The 26,023-nt window shown below is 66.1% G+C and carries 23 protein-coding genes; 4 read left to right on the forward strand and 19 right to left on the reverse strand.

Annotation, left to right across the window (positions count from 1 at the left end):
• Nucleotides 1-93: 93 nt before the first annotated feature.
• The 6 genes from H0193_RS12430 to gndA are packed head-to-tail and all read right to left on the reverse strand — an operon-like array spanning nucleotide 94 to nucleotide 7,770.
• Complete coding sequence (locus H0193_RS12430; RefSeq protein WP_181888399.1) at nucleotides 94-1,557, reverse strand: VWA domain-containing protein; 1,464 nt, start codon at nucleotides 1,555-1,557, stop codon at nucleotides 94-96.
• A 48-nt stretch (nucleotides 1,558-1,605) separates the two neighbouring features.
• Nucleotides 1,606-2,463, reverse strand: coding sequence for a 3-methyladenine DNA glycosylase (locus H0193_RS02435; RefSeq protein WP_181888400.1), 858 nt, complete (start codon nucleotides 2,461-2,463; stop codon nucleotides 1,606-1,608).
• On the reverse strand, nucleotides 2,463-3,515 hold the full coding sequence (locus tag H0193_RS02440) for a CNNM domain-containing protein (protein WP_181888401.1): 1,053 nt from the start codon (nucleotides 3,513-3,515) through the stop codon (nucleotides 2,463-2,465). Before H0193_RS02440 ends, H0193_RS02435 begins: the two co-directional genes overlap by 1 nt.
• Nucleotides 3,512-4,912 (reverse strand): hemolysin family protein, encoded by a 1,401-nt coding sequence (locus H0193_RS02445; RefSeq protein ID WP_181888402.1) that lies wholly within the window; start codon nucleotides 4,910-4,912, stop codon nucleotides 3,512-3,514. Before H0193_RS02445 ends, H0193_RS02440 begins: the two co-directional genes overlap by 4 nt.
• A gap of 17 nt (nucleotides 4,913-4,929) precedes the next feature.
• Nucleotides 4,930-6,258, reverse strand: coding sequence for a DEAD/DEAH box helicase (locus H0193_RS02450; protein ID WP_181888403.1), 1,329 nt, complete (start codon nucleotides 6,256-6,258; stop codon nucleotides 4,930-4,932).
• Between the two features lie 42 nt (nucleotides 6,259-6,300).
• The gene (gndA, locus tag H0193_RS02455) at nucleotides 6,301-7,770 is read right to left on the reverse strand and encodes an NADP-dependent phosphogluconate dehydrogenase (RefSeq protein ID WP_181888404.1); all 1,470 of its coding nucleotides are present in this window, start codon (nucleotides 7,768-7,770) and stop codon (nucleotides 6,301-6,303) included.
• A 52-nt stretch (nucleotides 7,771-7,822) separates the two neighbouring features.
• Here gndA and H0193_RS02460 point away from each other — a divergent pair, with 52 nt between their 5' ends.
• Entirely contained in the window at nucleotides 7,823-8,272 is a 450-nt protein-coding gene (locus H0193_RS02460) for a PaaI family thioesterase (RefSeq protein WP_236883400.1), read from the forward strand.
• On the opposite strand, the gene H0193_RS02465 is transcribed toward H0193_RS02460, so the two are convergent.
• The 5 genes from H0193_RS02465 to H0193_RS02485 form a co-directional block, all read right to left on the reverse strand.
• Complete coding sequence (locus H0193_RS02465; protein WP_181888405.1) at nucleotides 8,273-9,343, reverse strand: magnesium and cobalt transport protein CorA; 1,071 nt, start codon at nucleotides 9,341-9,343, stop codon at nucleotides 8,273-8,275.
• 187 nt (nucleotides 9,344-9,530) lie between these two features.
• Nucleotides 9,531-10,406 (reverse strand): pyruvate formate-lyase-activating protein, encoded by an 876-nt coding sequence (pflA, locus tag H0193_RS02470; protein WP_181888406.1) that lies wholly within the window; start codon nucleotides 10,404-10,406, stop codon nucleotides 9,531-9,533.
• 3 nt (nucleotides 10,407-10,409) lie between these two features.
• Nucleotides 10,410-10,661 carry an autonomous glycyl radical cofactor GrcA2 gene (gene grcA2 / locus H0193_RS02475; RefSeq protein WP_181888407.1) on the reverse strand — a complete coding sequence of 84 codons (252 nt, stop codon included), beginning with the start codon at nucleotides 10,659-10,661 and terminating at the stop codon, nucleotides 10,410-10,412.
• Between the two features lie 45 nt (nucleotides 10,662-10,706).
• Complete coding sequence (gene pflB / locus H0193_RS02480) at nucleotides 10,707-12,824, reverse strand: formate C-acetyltransferase (RefSeq protein WP_181888408.1); 2,118 nt, start codon at nucleotides 12,822-12,824, stop codon at nucleotides 10,707-10,709.
• 265 nt (nucleotides 12,825-13,089) lie between these two features.
• Nucleotides 13,090-14,427 (reverse strand): NAD(P)/FAD-dependent oxidoreductase, encoded by a 1,338-nt coding sequence (locus H0193_RS02485; protein WP_181888409.1) that lies wholly within the window; start codon nucleotides 14,425-14,427, stop codon nucleotides 13,090-13,092.
• 212 nt (nucleotides 14,428-14,639) lie between these two features.
• On the opposite strand from H0193_RS02485, the gene H0193_RS02490 reads away from it, so the two are divergent.
• Nucleotides 14,640-15,881 (forward strand): SAM-dependent methyltransferase, encoded by a 1,242-nt coding sequence (locus H0193_RS02490; protein WP_239355747.1) that lies wholly within the window; start codon nucleotides 14,640-14,642, stop codon nucleotides 15,879-15,881.
• Between the two features lie 151 nt (nucleotides 15,882-16,032).
• On the opposite strand, the gene H0193_RS02495 is transcribed toward H0193_RS02490, so the two are convergent.
• Nucleotides 16,033-16,743, reverse strand: coding sequence for a YceI family protein (locus H0193_RS02495; RefSeq protein WP_338026572.1), 711 nt, complete (start codon nucleotides 16,741-16,743; stop codon nucleotides 16,033-16,035).
• A 7-nt stretch (nucleotides 16,744-16,750) separates the two neighbouring features.
• Entirely contained in the window at nucleotides 16,751-17,101 is a 351-nt protein-coding gene (locus H0193_RS02500; RefSeq protein WP_392399129.1) for a hypothetical protein, read from the reverse strand.
• 115 nt (nucleotides 17,102-17,216) lie between these two features.
• On the opposite strand from H0193_RS02500, the gene H0193_RS02505 reads away from it, so the two are divergent.
• The gene (locus H0193_RS02505) at nucleotides 17,217-17,594 is read left to right on the forward strand and encodes an RNA polymerase-binding protein RbpA (protein WP_070473852.1); all 378 of its coding nucleotides are present in this window, start codon (nucleotides 17,217-17,219) and stop codon (nucleotides 17,592-17,594) included.
• A gap of 80 nt (nucleotides 17,595-17,674) precedes the next feature.
• Here H0193_RS02505 and H0193_RS02510 read toward each other — a convergent pair whose 3' ends face one another.
• From H0193_RS02510 to H0193_RS02530, 5 genes are read right to left on the reverse strand one after another with little or no spacing between them, the layout of a single operon-like run.
• A complete protein-coding gene (locus tag H0193_RS02510) occupies nucleotides 17,675-18,718 on the reverse strand; it encodes a polyprenol monophosphomannose synthase (RefSeq protein WP_181888412.1) in 1,044 nt (347 codons plus the stop codon).
• Entirely contained in the window at nucleotides 18,675-20,252 is a 1,578-nt protein-coding gene (gene lnt / locus H0193_RS02515) for an apolipoprotein N-acyltransferase (protein ID WP_181888413.1), read from the reverse strand. The genes H0193_RS02510 and lnt overlap by 44 nt, the downstream gene beginning before the upstream one ends.
• Nucleotides 20,253-20,786, reverse strand: coding sequence for an FxsA family protein (locus tag H0193_RS02520; protein WP_181888414.1), 534 nt, complete (start codon nucleotides 20,784-20,786; stop codon nucleotides 20,253-20,255).
• Nucleotides 20,787-20,812: 26 nt separating this feature from the next.
• Complete coding sequence (locus H0193_RS02525) at nucleotides 20,813-21,562, reverse strand: SDR family oxidoreductase (RefSeq protein ID WP_181888415.1); 750 nt, start codon at nucleotides 21,560-21,562, stop codon at nucleotides 20,813-20,815.
• Nucleotides 21,555-22,670 (reverse strand): M24 family metallopeptidase, encoded by a 1,116-nt coding sequence (locus H0193_RS02530; protein WP_392398987.1) that lies wholly within the window; start codon nucleotides 22,668-22,670, stop codon nucleotides 21,555-21,557. Before H0193_RS02530 ends, H0193_RS02525 begins: the two co-directional genes overlap by 8 nt.
• A 23-nt stretch (nucleotides 22,671-22,693) precedes the next feature.
• Between H0193_RS02530 and H0193_RS02535 the strand changes: the two genes are divergently transcribed.
• A complete protein-coding gene (locus H0193_RS02535; protein ID WP_338026574.1) occupies nucleotides 22,694-23,263 on the forward strand; it encodes a trypsin-like serine peptidase in 570 nt (189 codons plus the stop codon).
• Here the strand turns inward: H0193_RS02535 and H0193_RS02540 are convergent.
• Nucleotides 23,260-26,022: a DEAD/DEAH box helicase gene (locus H0193_RS02540; protein ID WP_181888417.1), complete on the reverse strand. Its 2,763-nt coding sequence runs from the start codon at nucleotides 26,020-26,022 to the stop codon at nucleotides 23,260-23,262. The genes H0193_RS02535 and H0193_RS02540 overlap by 4 nt on opposite strands.
• Between the last annotated feature and the right edge of the window lies 1 nt (nucleotide 26,023).

Here is a 26,023-nt window from a genome sequence, read left to right on the forward strand (position 1 = left end):
ACCCTGGGAGGCAGAGCCTGGGATCGCTCGATTTTCGCCCGATCCCAGGCTTAGGATCCCAGGGTCTGTCGCAGGGGGGGGCTGACCGGATGCCTACAGGCCGGATGCCTGCTTCACGGCGCCGTCGATGCCGTCGGCTTGCTTCGCATCCACGGTCTTCGCGGACAGGGCCTCGACCGCCTTGTCCGCTTCGCCCTCGCCGACGCGCACGACGGTGATCTCCACCTTGTCGCCGGCCGCGCCTCGCACTGCGTCTTCGAATGCCTTGTCGTCGCCAGCATCGGCCGTGCCAGTGGTGACCAGGACGACGCGGGTTTTCGCTTCGCCAGCACCATAGGCGCCTGCGGCTGCCTCGACGGCCTGGCGGGTCTGGGGCACGCCGCCGGTGAGGAAGCGTCGCACCGCCACGGCGACGGAATCGGCGTCGGGGGAGACGCTGATGTTCTGGCGGTAGCCCACTACAACTCCTGGGTTCAGCGGGGAGGAGTAGTTCCACAGGCCGACCTGCTTGCCCTTGCCGCCGAGCTCGAGCGCGGCGTTTGCGATGGCGTCCTTCGCCGGCTGGAGGTACGGGCTCATCGCATCGGAGGTGTCTAGGAGGAACAGGGTGTTTTCGGGCTGCAGGGCGCCGGCATTGGCACCGGCGGCGTCAGCGCTTTCGCCGCCAGCAGCCTTGTCAGCGTCAGCGCCATCCTGCGCTCCGTCCTTCTTCGCGTCCGATGTGATGGCCTCGCCGCCGGCGGGCAGGGCAGCGGCCCACACCAGATCGGAGACGGCCGGCTGGTCCTTTTCGGTGCCGTCGAAACGCTCGGAGGCGAAGCGGGCGAAGTCCTGGCCCGCGCGGGCCTGGTTCTCGTCGACCTTGTCGTTCTGGTTCAGCGGGAACGCGGCGTAGACGGCGTCGGCGCCAACCGGGGTGAACTTCAGCCCTTCCGGCACGGCGTCCTCGGCGGTGGCGAGGTACTCGCCGGCATCTGCGTTGAGCTCGTCGGCGCTGCCGATGCGCTGATCGGTCAGCGCCTGCACGGCGTCGTTGTCGTTGCCTGCCACCTGCGAGGCCACCAGGGCGGAGGCGGCCGATTCCTCGGAGACGGGGAAGCGGACCTTATCCACGGTCAGGTCCTCGAGCTTGACTTCATCCTTACCGGCCACGCCGACCGCTTCGCTGTACGCGGGCTGCGCATCAGACACGGCGGGGGTGCGGCCGGCGCTTTCCAGCGACTGGTGGGTCACCGCCGTGTTCGGGGCGACGAAGACCGCGGCGTCAGCAACAGAGTCGACCAGCTGGGGCTTCACGCAATAGTCGCGGACGACGGGGGCGGAGTCACCGTAGGCGTCCACAAGCGATTGGCCCGCGCCCTTGTCGGAGGCCGCGACAGGCAGCACGAGCTCGCCCGCGACGCATTCCTCGGCCTTCGCCTCAGTGCTGCCGGCATCGTCGCCGCGGCTGGACAACCACCAGATCACGGCCGCCGCGATCAGGGCCAGCACCACCAGTAAGGCGATGAGCTCTCCGGACAGCCTGTAGTTGTTTTTGCCGCTTGCGTGCTTCGCCACCGGAATCGCCGCCTTTATCGATCGAACGAGTGAAAACCGTCTTCGAGTCTAGCCGTCATATGCGGCGTCGATGATCGCGACAAGCCGCTGCCGCAGCGGTTGTGCGCGGCGGCTGAGCTCGCGCTGGCGGGCGACGTACTCCGCCTTGCCCTCCGGTGTTTCCACCGCCACCACACCGAAACCAAGGCTCCGGCAGTCGTACGGGGAGGCCTCCATGTCCAGCCGGCGGGCGTCGGCGGCGAGTTCGAAGCAGTCCATGAGTAGCTCGCCCGGCACGAGCGGGCCGAGCTTCATCGCCCACTTGTACAGGTCCATGCTCACGTGCACGCAGCCCGCCTGGTCATTGTCCGCCTGCCCCTCGCGCGTGAGCACTGTGAGGTTCAGCGGCCGCGCCGCCGGGGTGAAAAAGCGGAAGGCGTCGAAATGCGTGCACTTGACGTTGTGCGCCTCCACCACGGCGTTCGTGCCCTCAGGCCCTAAGCGCAGCGGCAGGCTGTGGCGCGGGTTGTCGGTGCGGTACACCATCGCCCACTCGTGCATCCCGAAGCAGTCGAAGTGGGCTTCTCGCTTATCGACGGACCGAAGGATGGCCTCCGCCTCCTCCACGTCGCCTCTGCGGTGGGTGAGGAACCGTTGGACGTCGAGAAGCACAGTGCCCTTGTTGCAGACATAGTCGCGCCAGCCGGCGTGGGGGAGCGAAGCGGCGTCTTCGAGCGCGATGCCGACGCCCGGGTGCCAGCGCTTGAGATGGGCGGGGCGCTGCGGGTAGTAATCGAAGAGGAAATCCCACACCGGGTGATACTGGCCGCGTGCCCGGCGCGCCACCCTTGGCGCGGTCCAGCGTTCGGCGCGGGCGGCGTGAGCTGCGATGCGCGGCAGGTACTCCTCGGGCGTGAGCACCTGCATTACTCGCCCTCGTGGGTCCAGTCGGACACCGTGCCCACGTATTCCTCGATGAGGTCTTCCAGCGCGACCACGCCGACGAGTTTGCCGTTGTCGTGCACCTCCGCCATGTGCGCGGAACGGCGGTGCAGCATCGCGAGCGCGTCGTCCATGGACTGGGCGGCATCGACTGTAGTCAGCGGGCGGATGCGCTTGAGCGAAACCCGCGGATCGCCCTGCGGGAACTCCATCAGGTCCAGGATGTCCTTGACATGGACGTAGCCGGCGAGCGAGCTGGCGTCGATGCGGACAGGGAAGCGGGAGTAGCCGGTGTCTTGGACCGCCTGCTCGATGACGGAGAGGCGGATGCCGCGAGGGTCGTACGGGATCGTCGTGACCTGGGCCAGCGGGATCATGGCTTCCTTGAGCTGGCGGGAGTCCTGGCGCAGCGCCTTGGCCAGGCGCACGGTCTCTTCGGCGTCCAGGAGGCCCTCCTCGCGCGACTCCTGGATCATGGTGGCGAGCTGTTCCTGGTCCACGGTGGATTCGAGCTCGTCGCGCTGCTCGATGCCGAACAGCAGCAGCGTCTTGCGCGCGACCCAGTTGAGGAATTCCAGCAGCGGATGCGTGAGCTTCATCCACAGCGTCATCGCGGGGGTCAGCCACATCGCCATGCGTTCCGGGCCCGCGATGGCAATGTTTTTCGGCACCATCTCGCCGAACAAGATGTGCAGAAACGAGATGATGAGCAGGGCGAGCACGAACGCTACGGGGTGCAGCAGGTCGCCGGGCATGCCCAGGGCCTCAAACGGCGCCTCGATGTAAGTGGCGATCGCAGGCTCGGCCACCTTGCCCAGAATCAGCGACGCCACCGTGATGCCGAACTGTGCGCCGGCGAGGTAGATCGAGAGGTGTTCGGTGGCGTAGAGCACGCCCTCAGCCTTGGTTTTGCCCTGCGCAAGGAGCGACTCCAAGCGGTCCTTGCGGGAGGAGACGAGTGCGAATTCGACGGCCACGAAGAACGCGTTGGCGCCGAGCAGCGCGACGATCAGCAGTGCTGCCAACCAGATACTCACTTGGTGTCCACCGCCTCTCCAACTTCGCCTGCTTCCTCGGGCGGGACCGGGCGCAGCAGCGCGCGGTCGATGCGGCGGCCGTCCATCTCGGAGACCTGCGCCAGCCAATTGCCAGCGCCGCCGGATTGCAGCTCCTCCTGGAAATTCGCCGCGGAGGCGGTGCGCAGCACGACCTCGTCGCCGAGCTCGGGGATGCGGCCCAGCGTGGCCATAATCAGGCCGCCGAGGGTTTCGTAGGGACCGTCCACGGCGGCGAACCCGGTGCGTTCCTCCAACTCGTCGAGACGCACGAGGCCCGCAACCTCCCAGGACGTGCCAAAGCGGGTGAAGTCCTTCTCGCTTTCCTGGTCGTCGTACTCGTCGTAGACCTCACCGAGGATCTCCTCCACAAGGTCCTCGATGGTGACCAGGCCCTGGGTGCCGCCGTACTCGTCGGCCACCAGCACCACCTGAGAGCCTGCGGAGCGCACGCGGTTGAGCACCGAGTCGCCATCGAGCGTGCCCGGCACGAACGGCACCCGGCGCGCCAGGGATGCCAACTTCGTCGTGGCGCGGAACTCGTGCGGCACAGAGAAGGCATCCTTGATGTGGACCACGCCGAGGGTGTCGTCCAAGTCGCCGCGGCGCACCGGGAAGCGGGAGTGGCCAGTCTCGCGCGCGAGGGTGATCAAATCCGCGACGGTGTCGTCCGCGTCCAGTGAATCGATGGTTGAGCGCGGCGTCATCACTTCCTCAGCCGTCGTCTCGCCGAAACGCAACGAACGGTCGATCACGGCGGCAGTAGCCGCATCCAGACCGCCCGCTTCAGCGGAGTTTCGCACCATCGCGCCGAGCTCCTGGGAGGACCGGGCGGACGCGAGCTCGTCGGCAGGCTCGATGCCCATTTTGCGCACCACCCAGTTCGCGGCGGTGTTGAGAAACAGGATGAACGGCTTGGTCGCCGTGTTGAAGTAGTGCACGGGCGGCACCACCGTGCGGGCCGTGTTCAACGGGTCCGTGATGGCCACGTTTTTCGGCACCAACTCGCCGAACACCATGGACAAAAACGTCGCCACCACCAGCGCGAGGACGAGCGCGACAGTGGTGGACGCGCTTGCAGGCAGTCCGACGAGCTCGAGGACCGGGGTGAAGAATTTGCCCAGCACCGGCTCTGCGAGGAAACCGGCGGCAAGGGTGGTCACCGTGATGCCCAACTGCGCGCCGGAGAGCACGAACGAGAGGTTTGCGTGGTCGCGCGCAATCGCCCGCGCTGTGGCGTCGCCCCGCTCCTTGACGTGGGCGTCGATGGTCGAGCGTTCCAGGCCCGTCATGGCGAATTCGACCGCGACGAAAAGCCCGGTCGACGCCGTGAGCAGCACGAACGCCAGTAGGGCGAGGATGGATAAGAGTATGTCCATGGATGGTGGTCTGTGCCTTAGCGGCCGTTACTCCTTCGACTTCGGTCCGCGCGGCGGGCGCGGTTGCGGTTGTTGCTTCCGCCGCGGCTGGCATTGCGGCTCCGGTTGCCGTCTGCCTTGCGGTTGCCGGAGGCAGCGGTCCGCTTCGGCCGCTGGGGTTGGCCCGGCGGAGGAAGCGGCGTGCCTTCCGGTGTGCGTGCACCGGTGATTGTAACCAAGGAATCCGAAAGCGGAGCCACCCTGACCTCGGGCGCGTCCACGCCGGCCTTGCGCAGAAGCTGCGCGACTTCCTTGGCTTGGTCGTCCATCACGAGGGTGACCACGGTTCCGGACGTGCCGGCTCGTGCTGTGCGTCCTGCGCGGTGCAGGTACGCCTTGTGCTCCGCGGGCGGGTCCACGTGCACGACCAGGGAGACGTCGTCGACGTCGATGCCGCGGGCCGCGATGTCCGTGGCCACCAACACAGGGGTGGAGCCGTCGGCGAAGCCCTCCAGCGCTCGTGTGCGCGCGCCCTGGCCCTTGTCGCCGTGGAGGCCTTGGGCGTGGATGCCGGCGCGGCGCAGCTTTTTCACCTGGCGGTCCACGCCGTGCTTCGTGCGCATGAACATGATGGTCTTGCCCTCGCGCGCCGCGATCTGCAGCGCGATCTCGTTGCGCTCCTCGCGGCCGCCCACCATGAGGCGGTAGTGGTCCATCGTGTCTACCGCCGCCTGCACCGGGGCGGTGGAGTGGGTGACGGGGTCGTGCATGTAGCGGGCGATGAGCTTTTCCACGTCACCGTCGAGGGTGGCGGAAAACAGCAGGCGCTGACCGTCCTTCGGGGTGCGGTCCAAAAGCTTGCGCACCTGCGGCAGAAAGCCCATGTCCGCCATCTGGTCCGCCTCATCCAGGGCAGCAATTTGCACCGAATCGAAGGACAGCTTCTTCTGGTTGATCAGATCCTCGGCACGGCCGGGGGTGGCCACCAGCAGGTCCACCGGGGACGCGAGCGAGCGGATGTGGTGGTTGATGTTCACACCGCCCACAACATCGAGCACGCGCAGGCCGAGCGCGGCCGCGGGGTCCTCGAGGCGTTCGCGGATTTGCGAGGCGAGCTCGCGCGTCGGCGCCAGAACAAGGCCGCGCGGGTGGCCCGGGGTGCTCGGAGCGCCTGCGAGACGAGCCAGCATGGGCAGGCCGAACGTGAAGGTCTTGCCGGAGCCTGTCGGGCCGCGGCCCAGCACGTCCTTGCCGGCCAGCGCGTCGGGGATCGCCGCTTCCTGGATGGGGAAGGGCTCTGTGATGCCTTGCTTGCCCAGGACGTTGACAATGGCCCGGGGCAAACCGAGATCGGCGAATGTAGTCATTCAGTGCAGTCTACGCGGTCGGACGAAAGGGGAGAAGCCGAGCTAGTAGCTCAGTTCCTCGCGTTCGCCGGACCACGTGGTGTGGAACGTGCCCTCCATGTCCACGCGCTTGTAGGTGTGGGCGCCGAAGAAGTCGCGCTGGCCCTGGATCAGCGCAGCCGGCAGGCGCTGCGCGCGCAGCGAGTCGTAGTAGGACAGCGAGGATGCGAACACCGGCACCGGCAGGCCCAGCTGGGTTGCGGTGACAACCACGCGGCGCCAGGAATCGACCAGGCCCTTGTCCAGCTCGCCCTTGAAGTACGGGTCCAAAAGCAGCGACGGCAGCTCCGGGTCCTTTTCGTAGGCCTCCGTGATGCGGTCGAGGAACTTCGCGCGGATGATGCAGCCGCCGCGCCAAATGCGCGCGAGATCGCCGGGCTTGATGTCCCAGTTGTGTTCCTGGGAGCCGGCGTTGATCTCGTCAAAGCCCTGCGCGTACGCCACCAGCTTAGAGGCGTACAACGCGCGCCGCACGTCCTCAACGAACGACTGCTTATCGACGCCTTCGGCCTCCAACGTCGTCGTCTCACCCGCAGGCAGACCGACCTCCTGGGCCGCCTCGCGCTGAGCCAGCGCAGACGACAGCGCGCGGGCGAAGACGGCCTCGCCGATGGCGGTGGTGGGAACCCCGAGGTCCAGCGCTTCCTTGACCGTCCAGCGGCCGGTTCCCTTCTGGCCGGCGGCGTCCACGATGACGTCGATGAACGGTTTGCCGGTGCGCGCGTCCACCTGGCGCAGCACCTCCGCGGTGATCTCGATGAGGTAGGAGTCCAGGTCGCCCTTGTTCCACTCCGTGAAGATGTCCGCGATCTCCGCCGGCTCGAGGCCCGCCGCGTAGCGCAGCAGGTGGTAGGCCTCGCCGATGACCTGCATGTCCGCATACTCGATGCCGTTGTGCACCATCTTGACAAAGTGGCCGGCGCCGTCCGGGCCGATGTGGGTCACGCACGGGGTGCCGTCCACCTTCGCGGAGATGTCCTCCAGCAGCGGCCCGAGAGTCTCCCAGGATTCCACCGGACCGCCCGGCATGATCGACGGGCCACGCAGCGCACCCTCCTCGCCGCCGGAGATGCCGGCGCCGACGAAGTGGCGGCCAGCTGCAGCGACTTCACGTTCGCGGCGGATGGTGTCCGTGAACAGGGAATTGCCACCGTCGATGATGATGTCTCCGTCGTCCATGGCCTCCACGAGCTGCTTGATCACTGCATCTGTGGCGGCGCCGGCCTGCACCATGATCACTGCCTTGCGGGGGCGCTCGAGCGATGCGACGAAGTCCTCGATCGACTCGGAGGGGATGAAATTGCCCTCGTGGCCGAACTCTTCAACGACCGCGCGGGTCTTTTCCGGGGAGCGGTTGTAGATGGCCACGGTGTGGCCCTTGGACGCGAAATTGCGGGCCAGGTTGGAGCCCATCACCGCCATGCCGACAACACCGATTTGAGCGAGCTGGTCACCGTTGTGTTCTGCAGTCATACGCCGGATTCTACGCGGGGTGCGCCCGCTTTCGCCCGTAAGATTGGCCGGCATGGACATGGAGAAGAATCTGCGCCTGTACCGAGAGGTCATCGAGGCCCCTCTGACGGAAGAAGAGCTGTCCTACATCAATTCCGGCGAGTTTGATTTCGCCCAGACGCTGGGGTTGAAGCTGACGTACTGCTCCAAAGACCGCCTCGATGGGGCGCTGGAGGTGGAGCAGCGCCACCTGCAGCCCACCGGCATCGTCAACGGCGGACTGTACTGCGTGATCGGGGAGACGCTTGCCTCCATCGCAGCCGTGGCGGCGAGCGCGAAGCCTGCAGTAGGCATGAGCAACTACACCGACCTGCTCGGCAGCGTGCGGCTAGGCCAGACGATTCGCGCGGTGGCCGAACCCGTGCACGTCGGCAAGCGCACGCACCTGTGGCGCGTGGAGATGACAGCCGACGGCAAGCTGGCCGCCGTAACCAACCTGAAGCTGATGGTGCTGGACCGCTAGCTACAGCCAGTTGTTCTTGCGGAACCACCACCACATCGCGGAGATGGCCAAAAGCATGACCAAAAGCGCGGCGGGGTAGCCGTAGCGCGACCCAAGCTCCGGCATGTGCTCGAAGTTCATGCCGTAAATGCCCGCGATCAGCGTCGGCACCGCGGCCATGCCGACGACAGCGGAGATGGTGCGCATGTCCGAGTTCTGCTGCATGGTGATCTTGGCTACCGACGCATCGAGCAGCGACGTCAGACGCTCGTCGAAGCCGGACAGGCGGTCGCTGACGATCGTGGAGTTGTCCTGCACGTCCCGGAAGTAGGTGCGCAGGACCTTACGCATGAAGTCCTTGTTGCTGGTCAGGCCGTTACGCAGGGCAGGAGCGAGCGGATCGATTGCGTGCCGCATCTCCAAAATCTCACGCTTGTAGGTGTAGATCTTGTCGATGTTGATGGTGCGGCGGGGCGTGAACACCTCATTTTCCAACTCGTCCACGTCGTCCTCGAGCAAGTCGGCGACCTTGAGGTAGTTATCCACCAGGTAGTCCGACACCGCCCAAGCGACGGCGGTGGGGCCGAGCACGGCGAGATCTTCTTCGTCCTCAAGCTTTGGCGTGAGGTCCGGCAGGCGAGCACCGTGACGAATGGTGATGGCGAACTTTTCGCCGACGATCATCTGCACCTCGCCGGTGGAAATGATTTCGCGGGCGTCCGCGACCTCTTCATCGTCGCGGTAGGACACGGACCGCACAACCATGAACAGTTGCTCGTCGTGTCGCTCGATCTTCGGGCGCTGGTGCGCATCCACGACGTCGTCGACGACCAGGTCCTCGATGTCGAAGACCTCCGCGATCTTCTCCATCTGCTCCGTGGTCGGCTCTTTCAAGCTCAGCCACACGAAGGCGTTTTCGTAGCGCTCCACAACCTCGAGCGCGTGCGACATCCGCACATTGCCGGGCTGGCGCTTGCCGTCCACGAAGACGCGGCAGAAATCGATCTGGCGCTCGAGGGGGACCGGGATGCTGCGCGTGGGGGGCTGTACCTTCTTCGGTCGTTGACCCGGCATTGGAATACGTGGTGGCATTGCTTCAGCCCCCTTTCACTCGTGCGAGGGGCCGGTAGCAATGCAGGATCTTGGCGCTGCGGCGCAGTGGCCCCCGTGCGGCGGGAGAGTGCGCCCCTGGCGCGCTCGACAACTTAGGTAATACTACGCTGATCGCGACGGTTGTCTAGCGGGGGTGCGCCCGGGTGTCCACCCGGGCGAAAAGCCGCTAGAACACCGTCAGCCCGCGGCTGCGGAAGATGTCTCGCGCGTGCTCGACAGCCTCCGGGCTGGGGGGCTTGACGTCCGCCAGCTCATAATCCAGCCCGATCTTTTCCCACTTATCGGCGCCCATGTTGTGGAAGGGGAGCACCTCGACGCGCTCCACGGTGCCCTTCCAACGCGCGACAATGTCGGCGACGTTCCGGATGTTCTCTTCGCTGTCCGTCAGACCGGGCACCAGCACGAAGCGGATCCACACGGGCTTGCCTTTCGCATGCAACCGGTCGCCGAAGTCGATCGTCGGCTGCAGCTGGCGGGCAGTCACGTGCTCGTACGTTTCCGAATCGCCGGACTTCACGTCCAACAGGAACAGGTCGATATTGTCCAGGTCCTCGTCGGTGAGTCGCGCACCAAGAAAGCCGGACGTGTCGATCGTGGTGTGCACGCCCGCGTCGTGCACCGCCTTCAGCAGGCGGCGCGTGAACGCGATCTGGAACAGCGGCTCGCCGCCAGAGAGCGTGAGCCCGCCACCGGAAGCGCTGAAGACCGGCTTGTAGCGCAGCACGCGACGCACGACATCGTCGATACGCTCGAGCGTGCCTTCCTTCATTTCCATCGTGTCCGGATTGTGGCAGTACTTGCACCGCAGCGGGCAACCGGACAAGAAGATGGTCATCCGGGTGCCGGGGCCGTCGACAGCTGTGACCAGCTCCCACGAGTGGATGAGGCCGATTTCGCCCGTGCGGCGGGCCTCGAACAGCTCGGGGCGGGTGATCTCCAGGTCGTCGGTGGACAGTCCGCCTAAACCGGCAGCGACGCCGCGCACGCGCTCGCCCTGTTCGGGCGAAAGCGTGACGACGCCGCTAGTTCCGTCCTGGGCCATACACTAAGCGCCCTTGTGGAAGGTACGGGAAATAACGTCGCGCTGCTGCTCCTTCGTCAGCTTGACGAAGTTCACGGCGTAGCCGGAGACGCGAACGGTTAGGTTCGGGTAGTTCTCCGGGTGCTCCATTGCGTCCTCCAGCGTGGACTCGTCCAGCACGTTGATGTTTGCGTGGTACAGGCCAGAGTCCATGTGGTGAGCGGAACGGGAAGCCTTCATGGAAGCGAGGCGCTCGTCGAAAGTAGGGGTAGCCATGATGTTGTCTCCTTCAGAGTGAAAAGGTGGATGGGGAAGTCTTGGTTAGGCGGGGTTGATGACCGAGTCGGCGTTGTCCATGATGAAGCCTGCATCCAGGACACCGACCAGGTTGGTCACCTGCTCCTCCTTGTTGCGGCCCAAGCCCGTCGGAGTGATCGTGTTGGTCAGCGAGATGCCGTCCAGCGCGTCGTTGTAGTCGAGCTTGCCCACGGAGAGCATGGACGCGACCATGCCGTGGTTGTCCGCACCGTTTTCCGGGTTAGCGCCCGGTGCGAACGGGGTGCCGGCCTTGTGGCCGGACGGGAAGGAACCGGTGGCCTTGCCGTAGACCACGTTGGAGGTGATGGTCAGCACCGACTGGGTCGGGATGGCGTCGCGGTACAGCGGGATCGCCTTGATCTTCTGCATCACCGTGTGCACCACCGTGGCGGCGATGTCGTCCGCGCGGTCATCGTCGTTGCCGTAGAACGGGAACTCGCCCTCGGTGACGTAGTCGACGATCAGGCCGGTCTCGTCGCGGACCGGGGTGACCTTGGCGTACTTAATCGCCGAGAGGGAGTCCGCCACGATAGACAGGCCGGCAATGCCGCAGCCCATGGTGCGGACGATGTCGGAGTCGTGCAGCGCCATCTCGATGGACTCGTAAGCGTAGCGGTCGTGGCAGTAGTGGATGATGTTCAGCGCTTCGACGTAGGTGCCGACAACCCAGTCGAGCATCTCCTCGTACTTCTGCCAGACCTCGTCGAAGTCCAGCGGGCCGTCGCCCTGGATCGGGGTGTGGTCGCCGTCGGTGACCTGCTTGCCGCTGACCTCGTCGCGGCCGCCGTTGATGGCGTAGAGCAGAGCCTTCGCCGCGTTGACGCGGGCGCCGAAGAACTGCATCTGCTTGCCCACCTTCATCGGGGACACGCAGCAGGCGATGGCGGCGTCGTCGCCCCACTGGCCGCGGATCTGCTTGTCAGACTCGTACTGCAGAGACGAAGTCTCGATGGAGATTGCGGCGCAGAATTCCTTGTAGCCTGCCGGAAGCTCCGGGTCCCAGAAGATGGTGATGTTCGGCTCCGGCGCCGGGCCGAGGTTACGCAGCGTCTGCAGCAGGCGGAACGAGGTCTTGGTCACCTGGTGGCGGCCGTCCTCGGAGAAGCCGGCGTCGGACCAGGTTGCCCAGTACGGGTCGCCGGAGAAGATCTGGTCGTAATCCTCGGTGCGCAGGAAGCGCACGATGCGCAGCTTGATCACCAGTGCGTCGATGATCTCCTGGGCCTCAACCTCGGTCAGGGTGCCGTTGGCAAGGTCGCGCTCGAAGTATGCGTCCAGGAAGGGGGAGAGGCGGCCAATGGACATGGCGGCGCCGTCCTGGCTCTTCACGGAGGCGAGGTAGCCGAAGTAGGTCCACTGCACGGCTTCCTTCGCGTTGGTTGCCGGGCCGGAGATGTCGAAGCCGTAGTCTGCGGCCATCTTCTTCAGCTTCTTCAGCGCCTTGATCTGCTCGGCGTGCTCCTCGCGGTAGCGTGCCCAGTGCTCAGAGAAGCCCTTCTCCACGGACGCGTCCTTGGCCTGCTGCTTTTCCTCGATGAGGAAGTCCACGCCGTAGAGCGCCACTCGGCGGTAGTCGCCGATGATACGGCCGCGGCCGTAGGCATCCGGAAGACCGGTGACGATGTGGGAGGAACGGGCTGCGCGGATGCGCGGAGTGTAGATATCGAAGACAGCGTCGTTGTGGGTCTTGCGGTACTGGGTGAAGATCTTCTTCACGTCCGGGTTGACCTCTTTGCCGGCCTCCTTGATGGCCTGCTCGACCATGCGCCAGCCACCGTTGGGCATCATCGCGCGCTTGGTCGGGGTGTCCGTCTGCAGGCCGACGATGACATCGTCGTCATCCGAGATGTATCCCGGCTTGAACGCGTCGATGTCGGCGGGGGTTTCGGTGTCGACGTCGTAGACGCGGCGCTCGCGTTCGACGGCGAGGTAGTTCTTGTCCAGGTAGTCCCACAGGCGCAGCGTCTTCTCGGTGGCGCCTTCGAGGAACGAAGCATCCCCGTCGTACGGGGTGTAGTTGCGCTGGATGAAATCGCGAACGTCGATGCGTTCCATCCACGGTCCCGGCGTGAAGCCTTCCCACGCGCGGTTTTCGGTTTGCGGCTCTGTAGAAACAGTCACAGTTGCACAGTCCTTCGGTAAAGCTTATGAGGATCTCTCGCGGCTGCACTTGCCCAATCAACATGCCCATGTACTTTCAAAGCGCGGGCCGCTCACACACGATTGTAGGGGACGTGAGAACAATAAAGGTAATACGATAGGTGTGATTCTTCCCACTCGAATGGTTACGCTCTAAGCGGGACGAAAAATGGCCCCGAGCCTGGGTAAACAGGTTCGGGGCCGGGGGAGAGGCGCGGCTACAGCACGCCCGGAAAAAGGCGAGGGACTACTTCTCGTTGTCCAGTTCAGAGACCTCAAGCTGGCCCTCAGTTACCGCCAGGTTGTGGCGGGCACGGGAGAAGGCGTTGGTGGTCCACTCGGTGGCAGCCACAAGACGGTTGCGGGTGCCAGTGAGGAAGGACAGGTGCACGCCCAGCCACATCAGCCAACCGATGAAGCCGGTGATCTCCACCTTGCCCATCTTCACCACAGCGTTGAAGCGGTTGATGATGGCCATGGAGCCCTTGTCGAAGTACTCGAACGGGTCGCGGCTCTCCGGTGCGACGTCGTGCTCGACCTGCTCCTTGATGATCTTGCCGACGTACGCGCCGGACTGGATGGCCACCTGCGCCACACCCGGGAGACGGTCGCGGCTCATCATGTCGCCGACGATGAAGACGTTCGGATCGTCGCCGACAGACAGGTCGGCGTTGACCGCGACCTTGCCCGCGCGGTCTGCTTCAACGCCGAGCTGGTCTGCGACCTGCTTGCCCAGCGGGGAAGCGGCCACACCGGCGGACCAGATCTTGGTCGGGGTGCTGATGGTGGTCTCCTGCTCGGACTTCATGTCCTTGTAGGTCACGCTCTCTGCATCCACGTTGGTCACCATCGCGTTGAGGATGACGGTCACGCCGGCCTTCTCAAGCTCGCGCTGCGCCTTCTTGCCCAGGCGCTTGCCAAACGGCGGCAGCACCTGCGGAGCGCCGTCAAGGAGGTAAATCTTGGCCTGCTCGGTGCTAAAGGAGTAGCGGCCGGAGGTGAACGCGCGGTGCGCCATCTCTGCCACCTGGCCAGCCAGCTCCACACCGGTCGGGCCAGCGCCGACGATGACGAAGGTCAGCTGGCGGTCGCGCTCTTCCGGGGTCTCGGCAAGCTCGGCGCGCTCGAAGGCGGCGATGAGGCGGGCGCGGATCTCAAACGCGTGGTCCAGCGTCTTCAGGCCCGGAGCGAACTCGGCGAAGTGGTCGTTACCGAAGTAAGACTGGCCAGCGCCGGCGGCGACGATGAGCGAGTCGTAGGAGAAGGTCGATTCCTTGCCGCCCTCGACGGAGGTGACGGTCTTCGCCTTCACGTCAACCGTTTCTACGGTGCCGCGCACGACGCGGACGTTCTGCTGGTTGCTGAACATCTGGCGCACGTCGCCGGTGATCTCACCGGAGGACATCAGGCCGGTTGCCACTTGGTACAGCAGCGGCGGGAAGAGGTGGTGGTTGGTGTTATTGATCAGCGTGATGTCGACGTCTGCATCTGCGAGCTCCTTTGCCGCGTTCACGCCGCCAAAACCTGCGCCCACGATGACGACGTGGTGGCGGCTACCTTCGGGGCGGTACACCTGAGAGGCCATGAGTGATATCTCCTCGGGTCAATGACGTAATTAATCGGAACGGCATACATAGTACGCGCCCGCCAGCAAACCGCGCGGCCAGGCTCCGCCGTGGCACTCCGCATCTGAGCTGCCGGCGCAGTAGCATCCGAGGAATGTCCGAGAGCACTCCCGCGAACACCCCAGCGCACCTACAGTCGGTCGATGCAGACGCTTGGCCGGGAGTGGCTTCAGTGCCGCAGCCAGGCAGATTACGCACGAGGCTTGCGGAGGCGGGCTTTGCCCGCGCGTGCGCGAAAGCGGGACTGTCCTTCGAGGGCGACGGCGCGGATCTCACGGTTGAGCGCGCGGAGGTGTTCCAGCGCATCGCCGCGAGCGGGTGGGTCGGGCTCGCGGAGGGCTACATGGCGGGAGAGTGGTCGACCGGGGGTTCGCAGCAGCTTGTCGACGTCCTCACGGCCCTCCTGCGCACCGGCTACCTCCCGCGCACCCGTAGGGTGGACGCGGTGCGGCCCGCGACACCGGGCGAGCTGCCGCCGGACTTGGTGGCCCATTTTTCCGGAGACGGGCTGAGCGCATTTCAGGGCCATTTTTCCACCGGCGTAGCCACCACTGAGCGCATGCGGGTGAAGTCGCACACCAAAGGTGCTGGTAGAGGCCGTGAACCTCGGGATCATTTCGTCGACGTGACGGAATTCGGGTCCCCGTTAGAGTCTGACCGCGCGGACCTGAAGGACGCGCAAACCCGCAGCGTACGAGCTATTTTGGACCTTTTGGGGGCGGGTGCGGGTACGCACCTGTTGGAGTATCCGTCCGGCGGCGGAGCGGTTGCTTTCGCCGCGGCAGAACGGGGCGCGACTGTAGATGCGGTCGTGCGCGACGCCCGCCTGTATGCGGCCATGCGCGAGCAGCTCGTGCTGGCAGGCACGGACGGATCGGTCACTGTGGACCGCATCGCGGAAGGCCCGGACGCTGTGGCAAAGCAGCGCCGCGGGGTCTATGACGCAGTTGTGAGCATGGAGATGCTGGAGACGATGCCACGGCGACAGCAGCGGCAGTATCTGCTCGCTGTGGACGCGTTGCTGGGCCAGGGCGGCAGAGCCAGTCTGCAAACCGTGGTGCGCGCCAAGGCGTACAACCGGACGGCGGATCTCGCGTTGGAGTCTCTGCGGGCGTACATCTGGCCGGGGTTGCATTTCACGACGGCTGCGGAGATCGGCAAGACGGTCGACCGCGAGACGGATCTGCGCGTTGTGGCGCAGACGTCGGCGCCGGAGCATCTCGCGGCGTCGTTGCGCCTGCAGCGCATCACGTTCGACGGCAAGCTGCGCGACGCGGCGGCAGACGGCTACGACGCCGTGTTCCGCCGCCTGTGGGTGTGGCAGTTCGCGTTACGTGAAGCGATGGCGCGGCTGGGGATGATCGATCTGGCTCAGATCACGTTGGCGCGGCGGAACAGGAGAGGCCGTCGCTAGGTAGGAGTCCAGCCACCAGAACCGTACTTGACATAATGTACATTATCGGACAGTTATATACGGATAAACGGTAGAAGGGCGCCGCACGCTCCTTGCGCCTGACGCCCTTCCATATACCCCTTTTAGCGTAACGTTACGTAAACAAGCCCATCTACTTGGTCATGTTGATCCGCACGTTCACTTCGCCCTCCTCGGCGATTTTCGCCGCGACGAGCTCCGGGGTCTCCACGCCGTAATCCAGGCGGTTGATCGGAATGTCGCCGGCGACGATCAACCGGTCGCCCGAGCGCGCAACGTCGAATTCGTGCGTGATCTCATTGGTCTCGCCGTGGATTGTCAGCTCGCCGGTCAGCGCCACGGTGCCCACAGTGCCGTCGTCCGGCACGGCGGACACGTCCGCCGGCTGCGTCACCTTGAACGTCGCCTCCGGGTACTCGTCCGTGTGGAAGATTCGGCGACGCACCGACGAGTCGCGCTTGTCGCTGTCGGACGACAGGTGCTGCATGTCGACGGTGATCTCGCCGGCGGTTAGCGTGCCTTCGGCAATCGTCGCGAAGCCTGTGACCGCGCGCGTGGACGCCGATGTGCTGCGGCGCTCGCCCGGCAGTACCTCTTCAAAGGTGAAGCCGGCGGATGTGACGTTGTCGCCCGGGCGGTTGGTCACCGTCCATTCGCCGTCAAGCTCTGTGGAGGCTGCGGACACGTTGTCGGCGTCAATCCCCTCTGTCTTTACCCCGCCGCCTTTAAACAGGGTCATCAGCAGCGGAATCATCGCCACCAGCACCGCCGCGACGATGAAAATGGATACGACAACGATTAGAGTTGTGCGCGTCTTTGCGCTGGTTGCCGCGCGTTTTTCCACCTGGAAATCACCTCAGCCTTTCAAGTTGCTGGGCTAATTCTACTAATTCGTCACAAAGCGGGGCCAAATCGTCAGGCTTCGCGCCCTCCGCGGCCGCCGTGCGGATGTCCTCCGCTGCGCAGCGCAGCGCAAACAAGCGGTCGCGTATCTCGGCCACTTTGTTGCGGTTCAAAATCACCGCATCCTCGTCGACCGACGTGCCGGCTAGCATCGTGCGCTGTTCGTACGCACGCTGCTTGCACGACGGCCCGCAGTACTTCCGTTTCCTGCCGCGACCACGGTTGACGGGGATTTCCTTCCCGCACCATGCGCACACGGCTTGCTTCTTGGTAAGAGCACGTAGTTTATCCGTCACAATTATGCAGTGTATTACAACTGTCGATTACGCAAAAGTAGCCGGGAACAATTCGCGGAACTGCACCGTTATACTGGAGCGACTGAAAACAAACGGGTTGAAAAGGATGGTGAGTGCCATGGCTGATCGAGTTCTTCGCGGAAGCCGCATGGGCGCAGTCAGCTACGAAACGGACCGCGACCACGATCTCGCGCCACGCCAGATGGCGAAGTACCGCACCCCCAACGGTGAGGTGTTCGAGGTGCCGTTCGCTGACGACGCCGAAATCCCCGAGGAGTGGATGTGCAAGAACGGCCAGGTCGGCACCCTCATGGAGGGCGAAGGCGTGGAATCCAAGCCCGCCAAGCCGCCGCGCACCCACTGGGACATGCTGCGTGAACGCCGCAGCATCGAGGAGCTCGACGTCCTGCTCGAGGAGCGCCTTGAGCAGCTGCGCAAGCGCCGTCGCACCGCCGCCCGCATTGCGAAGGAACAGCAGCAGGCAAACGAGAGCTAGTTCGCTTTACGACGGCTCACGCAAGTGCCCGCCCCCGCGACACGAATTCGCGGAGGCGGGCACTTCCCTATTGTCGGCCGCTACTTCTTGCGCTTGCCGTCGAAGCCGAGCGCGTGGAGCGCCTGGCGGACGGTCTCCTCGCCCAGGTTGATGGCGTCGTTGACGCGGCGGGCGGCGTTGGACTGGACCTTGCCCAAGTTGGCGCTGTCGATCTCGTGCTTGGCCACGGAACCGAACTCGCCGAGCGCGTTGATTATCTGCTCTGGAGCGTCGGCGGCCGCGCGGCGGACGTCGGCAAGCTTCGAGTGCTCCACGGCGTAGACGAACTGGCGGACAGTCTCAGAGGTGAAGTCCTTGACGAAGGTGGCCTTGTCCGCGGCGCCCCACTTGGTCACCTCGGCCAGCGAGGCGGTGGCAAAGCTGGCGTCCAGCTTGGACTCGCCGAGCTTGCGGTCCTCAAAGGTGATCGGCACCTCGCGGATGTCGAAGCCCAGCTTGTCCACCTTGTGCGCAATCTCAACCTGGAAGATGTAGCCCTTCTTCGACAGCGAGTCCAGGTCCAGCTCCTCCAGCACCTCGCGCTTGAAGGCGCGGTAGCCGGCGGTCATGTCCGCCACGTCGGTGCCGAGGGCGACCGAGACGTACTGGTTGCCCAACTTGGACAGCAGGAACCGCTTCTTCGGCCAGTTGACCACTTCCCCGCCCTCGACGTAGCGCGAGCCGATGGCAAGATCCGCGCCGTCATCCAGCGCGTCGAGAAGCCTGTGCAGCTCCTCCGGCGCGTGGGAGCCGTCGGCGTCCATCTGCACCAGCACCTGGTAGTCGCGCTCCAGGCCCCAGTTGAAGCCGGCGCGGTAGGCGGCCAACAGGCCGTCCTTGCCAGTGCGGTGCAACACGTTGACCTCGTCGTGTGCGGCGGCGAGCTCATCGGCCTTCGCGCCGGTGCCGTCCGGCGAGTTGTCGTCCACGACGAGGATGTCCACGGCATCCTTCGTAGCCAGCACACGCTCGACAATAAGCGGGAGGTTTTCCACCTCGTTGTAGGTCGGAATGATCACCAGAGTCTGGTTGGCCACGGCGCTAATTCTCCTCGTATTTACGCTGTTGTTGTCCGGTAGGAGCATACCCCCGCCCGCTGCGGCGCGCGGACACGGATGCGGCAACCATGAGTGCCGCCCCGGCGACGACCAACAACCACTCCAAAATCTGCCCGAACCGTACTGCGGGTGTGGTGCCGGTGCGCAGCGGAAGCGTCTCCATCAAGTGCGCGGGCTCGAAGATTTCCGTCTGTTGGGACACGTGCCCGTCCGGGTGCACGATCGCCGAGACACCCGAGGTGGCGACAACCACCACTGCCCTGTCGGTTTCGATCGCGCGCATCCGGCTCATCGCCAGCTGCTGGTACGTCATGTCCGTGAAACCGAAGGTGGCGTTGTTCGTCGGCGTGGACAAGATCTGCGCGCCGTCGCGCACTGCCATGCGGTACGCCTCGTCTTCCGCCACCTCGTAGCAGGTGGCCACGCCTACTGGGATGCCGCCCATGTGCACCACGCCGTTGTCGCTTCCGGGCTTGAAGTCGCCCGCCAAGTCCACCAGGTCGGAGAAGTTGCGGAAGAAGTCCCGCATGGGCATGTACTCGCCGAACGGCTGCAGGAAGCGCTTGTCGTGGCGCTCCCCCGGCCCAGTGTCCGGATCGAAGACCACCATGGTGTTGCGGGCGCCGACGTCGTCGCGGGTGAGCGTGCCCACCAGCAGGGGCGTATCGACGCCACGCACCGCCGCGCCCACCAGCGCCTCGGCTTCTTTGTCGGCAAACGGGTTGACGTCGGAGGCGTTCTCCGGCCAGAACACCATGTCCAGCTTTTCTCCGGATTCCTTGGCCTCCTCCGCTAGGCGCAGCGTCTCGTTGACGTGGTTGCTCAGCACCGCCCGGCGTTGCTCGTTGAAGTCCAGGCCCATGCGCGGCACGTTGCCCTGCACGGCCCCCACGCGGGCCTCGTCGACGGTGGAGCTGTCCTTGCCGACGCCGAGGTTGGCGATCAGCCCGGCGGCCAACGGCAGGATGATGGCGGCGACGGCGGGGCGGCGCGACGTGGCGTCGAGAAGCGAGATGCACCCAACCGCCACGAACACTGTGGCGGCGGTGACCAGCGCGGGCCCACCCCAGGCCGATAGCGCGGCGAGCGGACCGTTGATTTGGCCCCACGCCAGGCGCACCCACGCGAACCCGCCGAAGGGCCATGAGGAGCGCACGAACTCAACCGCCAGGTAGACCAGCGGGAACGCGAACGCGCCGAAGCGCCAGCGCGCCACCAACACGCCGAAGGCGCCGGTGGCCAGAGCGTAGAGCGCCATCGTGATCGCCAGCGCGATGTACGGCATGGCGCCGACAAACTCGCCGACCCACGGCAGCAGGAACAGGTAGCAGAACAAGCCGTGGGTGAACCCGAGCAGGGCGCCGAAGCGGGCAGACGGGCGCTCCTGCGCCTCCCCCGCCATGCCCAGCGCCGCGGTGGCGCGCCTGGGCCACGGCACGAGCGTGAGCCACAGCAGCGCGATGCCGAGCACCGCGGCCCACCAGTGGCTGATCGGTTCGTACGACAGGTAAACCAGCCAGCCGGAAATGGCTGCGAGTCCGAAACGGAGAAACGCCGGCACTTAGCGCGCCCCGCCCTTGCCGCCGCCTGGGTTGTGCGGGTCCTCGGGGCTGTCCATGCGGTACCACTGCTCGAGCTCGTCGGCGTCGATGACCGGCTCCTGCGGCTGCGCGTCGCCCGGCTGGTTGAAGGAGCCGTAGCTGGTTTGGAACTGGCCCATCGGGGTGGCGTCGTACACGCGAACGCCGAGGTTCTCAACGGCGGCGCGCGCCCGCTTGGTCATGGTCTTGCGGATCACAGCGCGCGTCGGCCCGAACACCAGCGGCAGGCCGATCAGGGAGGTGACGAAGCCCGGGATGACGGAGAGCGTCCAGCCGCCGATGAGCAGTGCGGAATCTCCCGCGAGTTTGCCCACGCTGGATTGGCCGTGCGCGGCCTGCAGCAGCGAGTTGCGCAGCGCCAAGCTGGCTGCGGCGCCGCCGGCGATCATGAGCACGAAGATGGCCAAAAGCGCCCAGCCGACACCGATGGCCTTGGCCACCAGGAAGAATGCGAGCGCTTCGACGAGGAAGTATGCGAGAAGAGGAATCGGCATGGCTACGAGGGTACCTGGCCATACCGCTACCTCGGCATGTGCCTCCACACCGGCCGCGGAACGACCCGCATGATCGCGGCGAGGACAACCAGGCGCCGCGGGATCCAGACTGTGGCACTTTTGCCGCGCGCGGCGGCGTCCACCACCGCGTCCGCGACCACGTCCGGGGTCACCGACATCACTGCCGGTGTCATCCCTTCCGTCATCGAACCGATGACGAAGCCCGGGCGCGCGAGGATGAGGTTGAGCCCGGTGCCGTGCAGCCGGTCCATCAGCCCCTGGCAAAACGCGTCCAGCCCCGCCTTGGTGGAGCCGTAGACGTAGTTCGCGCGGCGCGCCCGCCACCCCGCGATGGAGGAAAACGCGTAGATCTCGCCGCGCGACATTTCGTCCGCCAGCACCGTGAGCATGCTCACCTGCGCAAGGTAGTCCACCGTGGCGATGCGGGCGGCCTCGTGCTCGTCGCGCTCGGCGAGCTCCTGGTCGCCGAGGATGCCGAACGCCACGATCGCGGTGGTCACCTCGCCTGCCTCGCGGACGATGCGCCGGTGCGACTCCAAGTCGGTGGCGTCGAAGTCGAGCGCGCGCACTGCCCTGGCACCCGCGGCGAACAAACGCTTCTCGACGTCCTCCAGTCCCCCGCTACCCCGAGCCGCCAGCACGACCTCGCGGCCCCGGCAGACGCGTGCGGCGATCTCGCCGCCGATGTCGCTGCGTGCCCCGAGTAGGAGCACCGCGCCCTGCCCGGAAGAGCGAGCCCCGGTGGCGCTAGGCATCGTCGCCGCCCAGCGTGCGGCGGGTGTGGTTGAGCGTCTCGATGCCGCTTGCGGTCATGCGCACGATGTCCTCGATGCGCATGCCCCACTTGCCCGGCACGTAGATGCCGGGCTCGATGGAAAACGCCATGCCCTCGCGCAGCACCACGTCGGAGTCGGCGATGATGAATGGCTGCTCGTGGCCGGAAAGGCCGATGCCGTGGCCGAGGCGGTGCGTGAAGTACTCGCCGTAGCCTGCGTCTGCGATCACGTCGCGGGCGGCAGCGTCGAGCTCGCCGGCGGTGATGCCCGGCTTGGCGGCTTGGCACGCGGCGTCGAATGCGCGCTCCAGCACCGCGTAGGCCTCCAGGAAGTCCTGCGGCGCCTTGGCCGCGTCGCCCACCACGTGGGTGCGGGTGCAGTCGGACTGGTAGCCGGACGGCAGCGCGCCGCCAAGATCGACCACTACCGGGTCGCCCTCCTCGAGGACGCGGTCGGAGAAATCGTGGTGCGGGTTGGAGCCGTTGGGCCCGGAGCCGACGATGACGAACTGCACGTTCGCGTGTTCTTCAAGGATCAGCGCGTGCAGCTCGTCCGCGATTTCGCGCTCTGTGCGGCCGGGCTTGAGCAGTTCGGCGGCGCGCTCGTGCACGCGGTCGATGGCTGCGCCGGCCTTCTCCAGCTCGGCGACCTCTTCGGCGTCTTTGACCATGAACAGCTCCGCCACCGCGTCTGACGCCAGCTCGGTGTCAGGCAGAAGCGTCTGCAGCGCGAAGACGTGGTCCGCGGTCAGCGACGAGCCCAGGCCTACCGCGCCGTCGCCAAGTGCGTCCGCCACCAGCTGGTACGGGTTCTCCCCGTCGCGCCAGCCGACCACCTCGACATCTGCGGCGCCGTCCAGCCCCAGCGACTGGATGTCCGTCACCGGAGCCACCACGGTGGTGCCGCCTGGCGCGATCACCAGCGCGGTGAGCCGCTCGTGCGAGGAAGTCCAGGAGCCGGTGAGGTAGGCGAACTCGGCGCCGGTGCCGATGACCAGCCCGCCCAAACCGCGCTGTTTGACCAGCTCGACGGCTTGGTTGCGGCGTTCGGTGTACACATCAGAGTCGAATGCAGTCATGTGCGCCATGGTAGATCGCTAGCATCGTTGCCGTGTTGCCTGCCCTGAACCGCTCCGTCGCCCGCCTGAGCGCACCCGGCGGCGGCTACTGCTCGGGCGCGCTCATCGCCCCCGACATCGTTCTCTCGTGCGCGCACTTCTTCCGCGAACGCCCGCACACGGGGGCGCAGGTGCGTATCGACGGCTCCGCGTTCCCCATCGACAGCCTCCACCTCGTGGCCGGCACAGATGTGGCGCTTGTTCGTCTGCCCGAGCGGGTGGATGCCACCCCGTTCGTGCTCGGGCCGTCGCCGCGCCCGCTTTCGCGCACGCTCACGCTCGGGTTCGGCGGCCAGGCGCGCAGCGTCCAAGCCCGGCCGGGTGTCTACCTGGGAACGCTGCCGGTGTCCTGGTCCAGGAAGCGCGTGACCCAAGTGCGCCCGGCTGGCCTGGTGTACGCCAACCCGCCGGCGGTGAAGGGCGATTCCGGCGGGCCCGTGCTGGCCGGCGGCAAGGTCATCGGGGTCCAGTCGCTCATTCTGGATCCGAGGGGCACCAACCTGCGCATCGCCACCGTGTCGCTGTGGCCGCGGGGGCTCATGCAGCCCCTGCGCCGGCTTTAGTTGCCGATGGCCACCACGCCGCGGCGGATCGCGTCCACTGCCCGGTTGGCGTTGTCCCGGATCTGGTCCGAGTAGCCGGTCTTTTTGATCTGCTCGAGCAAGTCGATCACCTGTCGGCACCAGCGCACGAAGTCGCCGGGGGTGAGCTCTGCGCCCGATTCCGCAGCGGCGGCCAGCGCATAACCGAGAGGTGCTCCGGCGGTCCACTGGTGGATGGACAGGCAGAACCCGGGATCCGGCAGACGGGTTGCGGGCAGGTTGTGGCGCTGCTCGTCGGAGACCAGCTCGCCGTAGATGCGCATCGTCTCGTTCATTGCGTCGGCCATGGCGTCGGTGGCGGCCTCGGGGCTGCCGCCGGTGGCGCGGCGGTTCTCAAACACGACCATGGAGGCCACGCCGGCCAACTCGGCTGGGTCCAGCTCGTCCCAAATCCCGCGCTTGAGGCACTGCGCCACCAAGAGGTCGGAGACGTTGTGGATTCGGGATAGGCGCTCGCCTTCGTCGGTGACCTGCGGTTCGCCGTCGTGAAGCTCGACGTAGTCCATTTCCGTGAGCAGGCCGATGATGCGCTCGAAGGTGCGTCCCAGCGAGTCGGTGGAGGTGTCCACGCGCCGTTCCAGCTTGGCCAGAGCGCGCTCCTCGCGCACGATCTCCTCGGCGGTGCGGGCCAGCAGCTCGCGGTCCGCCGCCGGCCAGTCGTGGACCGGGTGGTTGCGGATGGCCTCGCGCAGCGTGGTGACCTTTTTGTTCGGCCGCACCCGGGACTGCTCGCGCAGGCGCTTCGGTGCGTTGAAGCGGCCGCGGTGCAACAGGCTCGCCACCTTGCGGGCGTGACGACGCGGCTGGTCCTGCATGTGGCGCGGCACCTTGATGCGGCCCACCACCAGCGGCGGGTTCTTGAACGCCGCGGCGTCGATGCGCCCGGACCAGCCACGCTCTGTGGTCACCCAGGGGCGCGGGTCGTGCGGCTTGCCCGCGGGCTGCACCACGGCGGCGAGCTCCGGCTTACGCTTGCTCGGCAGCGCGATGACCTGGCCCACCTGCAGTGAGCCGAGGATCTTGATCGTCTCGGTGTGGCGGCTGTCCAGGTGGTCGCGCCGTGCCTGCTTCTCCTCCTCAGACAGGTCCCGGCGCAGTTGCGAGTACTCGACCAGCTCGGCGGCTGCGTCGTCGCTAGGCGGAGCGAACGCGGAGATGTCGCGCTCGAGCTTGGTGCGCAGCGAGCGCACCTTCTGCTGCAGCCGCTCGATGTCGCGCACCTCGCCGACCACGGAGCGGTCCGTCTGGAACTGGGCGAAGGACTGCTCTATCAGGCGGATCGAATCGTCGAAGCCGTTCATGGCCAGCATGTTGATGGCCATGTTGTAGCCGGGCTGGAACTGGGAGATCAGCGGGTAGGTGCGTGTGGACGCGAGCCCGGCCACCTGGTGCGGGTCCATCGCGGGCGCCCACTGCACCACGGCGTTGCCGATGTGGTCGATCCCGCGGCGTCCTGCGCGGCCGGTGAGCTGGGTGTACTGGCCCGGGGTGAGGTCCACGTGAGCCTCGCCGTTGAACTTGACCATCTTCTCCAGCACCACGGTGCGCGCCGGCATGTTGATGCCCAGCGCCAGGGTCTCGGTGGCGAAGACGACCTTGACCAGCCCGCGTACGAACAACTGCTCCACGATGTGCTTGAACGCGGGCAAAAGCCCTGCGTGGTGCGCGGCGAACCCGCGCATCCAGGCGGTGCGCACTTGGCGGAAGTTCAGCACCTCCAGGTCCTCTTCGGGGATGCCGTCCACGCCGTCGTCGATAATCTGCTCGATCTCGGCGCGCTCCTCGGGCGTGGTGAGCTCCTTGCGCGAGCGCAGGCATTGGAACAGCGCGCCGTCGCAGCCTGCGCGGGAGAAAATGAACACGATCGCCGGCAGCATGTCCTGGCCCTGGAGGGCGGAGACAACCTCGGGCCGGCCGACGGGGCGAACCTTGTCCTGGCGGCGCGAACGCCCGCTGCGGGAGCGCGAGCGAAAGCCTCTACCCTCCTCGAAGTCGCGCCGGCCCTCGTCGGAAGAGCCCGCCTCGATGCGCTCGATGGCGTGCTCGAGGCTGCGGTTGACCCGCCCGCCGGTGCCCGGCTCGAATAGCGGGAACATCTTGCGGCCGACCATCATGTACTGGCTCAGCGGCACCGGCCGGTGCTCGGAGACGATGACTTCGGTGTCGCCTCGCACCGCGTCGAGCCACTCGCCGAACTCCTCGGAGTTGGACACGGTGGCGGACAGGCCGATCAGGCTCACGGAATCGTCGAGGTTGAGGATGATCTCCTCCCACACCGCACCCCGGTCGCGGTCCGCCAGGTAGTGGATCTCGTCCATCACCACGTGCGTGAGCCGGTCCAGCTGGGGCGACTCCGCGTACAGCATGTTGCGTAAGACCTCGGTGGTCATCACCACGATCTCGGCGGAACCGTTAATGCTGGTGTCGCCGGTGAGCAGGCCCACCGCGTCCTCGCCGTGCGCTGCAACCAGGTCGTGGTACTTCTGGTTGCTCAGCGCCTTGATCGGCGTGGTGTAGAAGCACTTCGTGCCGCGGTTAAGAGCGAGCGCGACAGCGAACTCGCCGACGATGGTCTTGCCCGACCCGGTGGGCGCGCACACCAGCACGCCGCGGTCCTGCTCCACCGCCTGGCAGGCCTGGAGCTGGAAGTCGTCGAGAGCAAATGGCTTCGCCTCGGCGAATTCCCGCAGAAACGATGTACCAGGATCGGGGGAAAGCATG

It is taken from the genome of Corynebacterium haematomassiliense, from assembly GCF_013978595.1.
GTDB classification, from domain to species: Bacteria; Actinomycetota; Actinomycetes; order Mycobacteriales; family Mycobacteriaceae; genus Corynebacterium; species Corynebacterium lehmanniae.

Coding starts and splice junctions, on each gene's coding strand:
- H0193_RS02435 (WP_181888400.1), bottom strand. CDS start 2,463: ATGCAGGTGCTCACGCCCGAGGAGTACCTGCCGCGCATCGCAGCTCAC.
- H0193_RS02445 (WP_181888402.1), bottom strand. CDS start 4,912: ATGGACATACTCTTATCCATCCTCGCCCTACTGGCGTTCGTGCTGCTC.
- H0193_RS02450 (WP_181888403.1), bottom strand. CDS start 6,258: ATGACTACATTCGCCGATCTCGGTTTGCCCCGGGCCATTGTCAACGTC.
- gndA (WP_181888404.1), bottom strand. CDS start 7,770: ATGACTGCAGAACACAACGGTGACCAGCTCGCTCAAATCGGTGTTGTC.
- H0193_RS02460 (WP_236883400.1), top strand. CDS start 7,823: ATGGACATGGAGAAGAATCTGCGCCTGTACCGAGAGGTCATCGAGGCC.
- H0193_RS02465 (WP_181888405.1), bottom strand. CDS start 9,343: ATGCCACCACGTATTCCAATGCCGGGTCAACGACCGAAGAAGGTACAG.
- pflA (WP_181888406.1), bottom strand. CDS start 10,406: ATGGCCCAGGACGGAACTAGCGGCGTCGTCACGCTTTCGCCCGAACAG.
- grcA2 (WP_181888407.1), bottom strand. CDS start 10,661: ATGGCTACCCCTACTTTCGACGAGCGCCTCGCTTCCATGAAGGCTTCC.
- H0193_RS02485 (WP_181888409.1), bottom strand. CDS start 14,427: ATGGCCTCTCAGGTGTACCGCCCCGAAGGTAGCCGCCACCACGTCGTC.
- H0193_RS02505 (WP_070473852.1), top strand. CDS start 17,217: ATGGCTGATCGAGTTCTTCGCGGAAGCCGCATGGGCGCAGTCAGCTAC.
- H0193_RS02510 (WP_181888412.1), bottom strand. CDS start 18,718: ATGCTCCTACCGGACAACAACAGCGTAAATACGAGGAGAATTAGCGCC.
- H0193_RS02520 (WP_181888414.1), bottom strand. CDS start 20,786: ATGCCGATTCCTCTTCTCGCATACTTCCTCGTCGAAGCGCTCGCATTC.
- H0193_RS02525 (WP_181888415.1), bottom strand. CDS start 21,562: ATGCCTAGCGCCACCGGGGCTCGCTCTTCCGGGCAGGGCGCGGTGCTC.
- H0193_RS02530 (WP_392398987.1), bottom strand. CDS start 22,670: ATGGCGCACATGACTGCATTCGACTCTGATGTGTACACCGAACGCCGC.
- H0193_RS02540 (WP_181888417.1), bottom strand. CDS start 26,022: ATGCTTTCCCCCGATCCTGGTACATCGTTTCTGCGGGAATTCGCCGAG.